The organism is Acaryochloris sp. IP29b_bin.137 (assembly GCF_028285745.1).
GTDB lineage: Bacteria > Cyanobacteriota > Cyanobacteriia > Thermosynechococcales > Thermosynechococcaceae > Acaryochloris.
In genome coordinates, this window is sequence record NZ_JANQOP010000362.1 from 1 (window position 1) to 3,745 (window position 3,745).

The 3,745-nt window shown below is 48.6% G+C and carries 3 protein-coding genes and 1 pseudogene; 2 read left to right on the forward strand and 2 right to left on the reverse strand.

What is annotated here, in order from left to right; translation table 11 throughout:
• Nucleotides 1–55 precede the first annotated feature (55 nt).
• Nucleotides 56–1,132, forward strand: coding sequence for a magnesium-protoporphyrin IX monomethyl ester (oxidative) cyclase (acsF, locus tag Q0991_RS24190; RefSeq protein ID WP_299493490.1), 1,077 nt, complete (start codon nt 56–58; stop codon nt 1,130–1,132).
• Nucleotides 1,133–1,221: 89 nt separating this feature from the next.
• On the opposite strand, the gene dprA is transcribed toward acsF, so the two are convergent.
• Nucleotides 1,222–2,352, reverse strand: a complete 1,131-nt coding sequence (gene dprA / locus Q0991_RS24195) for a DNA-processing protein DprA (protein ID WP_299493491.1) — start codon at nt 2,350–2,352, stop codon at nt 1,222–1,224.
• A 120-nt stretch (nt 2,353–2,472) separates the two neighbouring features.
• Nucleotides 2,473–3,039, reverse strand: a complete 567-nt coding sequence (def, locus tag Q0991_RS24200; protein ID WP_299493493.1) for a peptide deformylase — start codon at nt 3,037–3,039, stop codon at nt 2,473–2,475.
• Between the two features lie 244 nt (nt 3,040–3,283).
• On the opposite strand from def, the pseudogene Q0991_RS24205 reads away from it, so the two are divergent.
• A pseudogene (locus tag Q0991_RS24205) lies at nt 3,284–3,645 on the forward strand (ISKra4 family transposase); the annotation flags it as partial.
• Nucleotides 3,646–3,745: the final 100 nt, after the last annotated feature.

The following is a 3,745-nucleotide window of genomic DNA, read 5'->3' on the forward strand; positions in this document are numbered from 1 at the left end:
TCCCTTACGCTGGATGCAGGGAAACTTCGTTTAAACTTAGTCAATTGAGGCACCCATGGTAGACACCCTCAAAAAGCCTGATGTTCAGGAATTACGTGACGGGATTAAAGTCCCCGCCAAAGAAACGATCCTCACGCCTCGTTTCTATACCACTGACTTCGATGAGATGGCCAAAATGGATCTCACCGTCAATGAAGACGAGATTCGAGCCATTATCGAAGAGTTCCAGGCTGACTATAATCAAAAGCATTTTGTCCGCGATGACCGCTTCGATAAGTCTTGGGATCACATTGATGGTGAAACCCGTCGATTGTTCATCGAGTTTCTAGAGCGCTCTTGTACAGCTGAGTTCTCTGGCTTCCTGCTCTATAAGGAGTTGGGTCGTCGTCTCAAGACCAAAAATCCTCTCCTGGCTGAAGGTTTTAACCTGATGTCTCGGGATGAAGCACGTCATGCTGGCTTCCTTAACAAAGCCATGACGGACTTTAAACTCTCTCTCGACTTGGGTTTCTTGACCAAGAGCCGCAGCTACACCTTCTTCAAGCCTAAATTTATTTTCTACGCTACCTACTTATCCGAGAAGATCGGTTATTGGCGCTATATCACCATCTATCGTCACCTCGCAGCCAATCCAGACGATTGTGTTTATCCCATCTTTGAATTCTTTGAAAACTGGTGCCAAGACGAAAACCGTCATGGTGACTTCTTCGATGCTTTGATGAAGTCTCAGCCCCAGCTCCTCAATGATTGGCGAGCTAGACTATGGGCACGGTTCTTCTTGCTATCCGTGTTTGCCACTATGTACCTGAATGACCTTCAGCGTTCTGGTTTCTATGCTTCCATCGGTTTGGATGCTCGGGAATATGACAAGCATGTGATTGAGAAAACCAACGAAAATGCCGGTCGCGTCTTCCCCTTGGTTCTTAATGTAGAGCACCCCAGCTTCTATGGACACTTAGAAGAATGTGTGGAGAATTGCGCTGGACTGCGGGCCATTGATGCCTCTGAGCAGCCCAAATTTATCAAGACCCTCCGCAAGCTGCCCTTATATCTGGCTAACGGATTCAACTTCTTGCGTCTGTATCTAATGAAGCCCATTCCTACGGAGCAGCTAGAAGGGACCGTCCGCTAGCTTCAATCAATAACCTTACTAACCACCAAAAGTTGACGCTTTTGGTGGTTTTTTACGTTTTTTGGTATCGTCCCATCCATGATCTCGCCTTAAGAGGTTGGGGCATAGCGCATCCCTGGCAGTTGAGTGACCCAGCCTTGTAATTCTAGCTGCAGAATCTCACCAGACACCTCTCCAGCTGATCCCTCGATTGACTGAACAATCAAATCAAAGGGGACTGAACCATCTCCAGATTGCTGACACAATTGACGAACCACTTTCAATATTTCTGCTTGTAGGGGTGGCAGGGCAGGTTGAGCGGTAGGGGCGGCAGCAGGGGGATCGGCCACGAGCGGAGGAATGGTCCCTAACTGATCGAGCAGTTGACCAATCCCTAAAATAAGTTGGGCACCTCGTTGAACCAGACCTAAACATCCCATCGCACGGGGATTATCTAGAGATCCGGGAAGAACATAAATGTCACGGTTATACTCATTGGCTTGATAAGCCGTAATCAGTGCACCGGATTTTGTAGGAGCTTCCATCACTAGCACAGCCCGACATAAACCCGCCACAATCCGATTGCGACGGGGAAAATGGGCTCGGTTGGGTTGTGTGCCTGCTGGATATTCACTCAGGAGTAACCCTTGCTCCTGAATTTTTTGGTACAGTCCCTGGTTCCGGGGCGGGTAAATCATATCCACCCCTGTTCCCAGAACGGCAATGGTACGCCCACCGCCCTCTAAGCAACCGATATGAGCTTGGGTATCAATCCCTTCAGCCATCCCCGAAACAACCGTAATGCCTCGTTTAGCTAATGCGAACGCAATCTTGCGGGTCCATCGTTTGGCATACTCTGAGGGATCTCTCGTCCCGACCATGCCTACCATCGGTGTACTCCCTTGATGCTCAGAGAGCTGAACTTGTCCTCGATAGTAGAGTAGGGGCGGCGAATCAGCGATTTCCGCAAGCATACGGGGATAGGCCTGATCTGCCATGCACCAAAAGCTCGGGTTTTTCTGTAAATGCTGCGTTAAGAGATCGGTCGGAGAGCCAGCTTGGCGGTGTTTCTGAATAGTCTTGAGGGTTTGAGCCCCAATTCCAGTCACCGTTCCTAAGGCCGCTGTATCGGCAGACCAGGCTGCGGAGAGTGAGCCAAAACGCTGTAGTAAACGCTTGAGAACCACTGGACCTACACCTGGTATTTTCGACCAAGCTAGCCAGTAGGAGCGTTCTTCCACGTTTTCACACGATACTGTCTACGCACCTAAAATATCTTGTTTATACACCTAAAATAACTTTACTGATTTCGCAGGACGTTACGCCATCCAACAAAATAGTCCAAACTCATTCGCAGAAGGCTATGCTGCAACTGGTTTGACTGCTTGCTTGGAAAAGCCTTGCTTGGTTAATTCTTGATTCAACAACAAGCTATTTTCTACCCGGTCTACAAACATGACCCCCGTCAGGTGATCCATTTCATGCTGAATCACCCGCGCCATCAGGTCAGTCGCAACGATGACTTGCGGTCTTCCTTGCTCGTCTTTGTAAGCCACTTCGATTTGGGCCGGTCGCCGAACATCAAGATACACTCCAGGAATGCTGAGACAACCCTCTTGGCCTAGGGCTAAGTCAGTACTATGGCGGCGAATCTTGGGGTTTATCAGAATAATTGGTTGATTGGCGGGTTCTTCTGGATCGGTATCGACGACAATGAGTTGTTTGCCCACAGCTACCTGCGGTGCAGCCAAACCGATACCATCAGCGCTATACATGGTCTGCAGCATCTGTCGGGCTAGCTCCCGAATCTCATCATCGACTTTGGCAATCCGCTTGGCTGATTGCCGAAGGACGCGATCGCCAAGGACATGAATATTGAGAGGTGGATTCTTAAGTTTGCGCTTTTCAACCAGAACTTCAGAAGACATAAACAAGCGTATAGGAGGTAACTGAAAATAATGAAGAGAAATTTCTCATATTCTAATTGTACTCAATCCCGGCGAGGTCCCTCAAGCTTGAGAGTTGCTTCTGCTACTTCCCACCTATTTTTGTAGTCTGCTCGAATCTCCCTTGTCTGCCCATACGGTTATTGGCAGGCGTATAAGGCAGGGAGCGTGTCACTTTTTCAAGAGGAAAATGATAATTGAGTTGAGACGAGCACTCTTGTTGACTATGACACCTGAAGAGGAACAAGAATTCAATGCCTGCGCGACTCGTATTGCGCAATTACTGTATCAAGATTCCCAATCTCAATCTCTGCCTATGAATACCTTGGTAGAGATTGAAGCCACCGTTCGTACTCAACTGCAAACGCATGTATCCCCTCGGCTAGGCCTTTTTTTATCGACCAAGTTAGCCCACCCGATGCCAGAGACTATCGACGGACCTTAAAAAGTATTCTGGGCAAAATCTAACTCACCCGAGGGCAAGCAACAGCACTCAAGGTCAAGCCCAGCAGCCAGTTAAGTCCCTACTTAGAGATGTGTGTCCTTCGCATCACTGCTAATATTGCTTATGCTCATGCAGCAGAGGATCCAGGGCGACCGCACATAGAAGTTAACAAAGTAGTCGAATAGGCAGAGGTGGAGGATAATGCCTCAAAAGCAACGCTCAGCAAGCCATGAAATCCTCTCC

Bases quoted from the DNA above. Each gene is read 5' to 3' on its own strand.
- acsF (WP_299493490.1), top strand. From the start codon at position 56: ATGGTAGACACCCTCAAAAAGCCTGATGTTCAGGAATTACGTGACGGG.
- def (WP_299493493.1), bottom strand. From the start codon at position 3,039: ATGTCTTCTGAAGTTCTGGTTGAAAAGCGCAAACTTAAGAATCCACCT.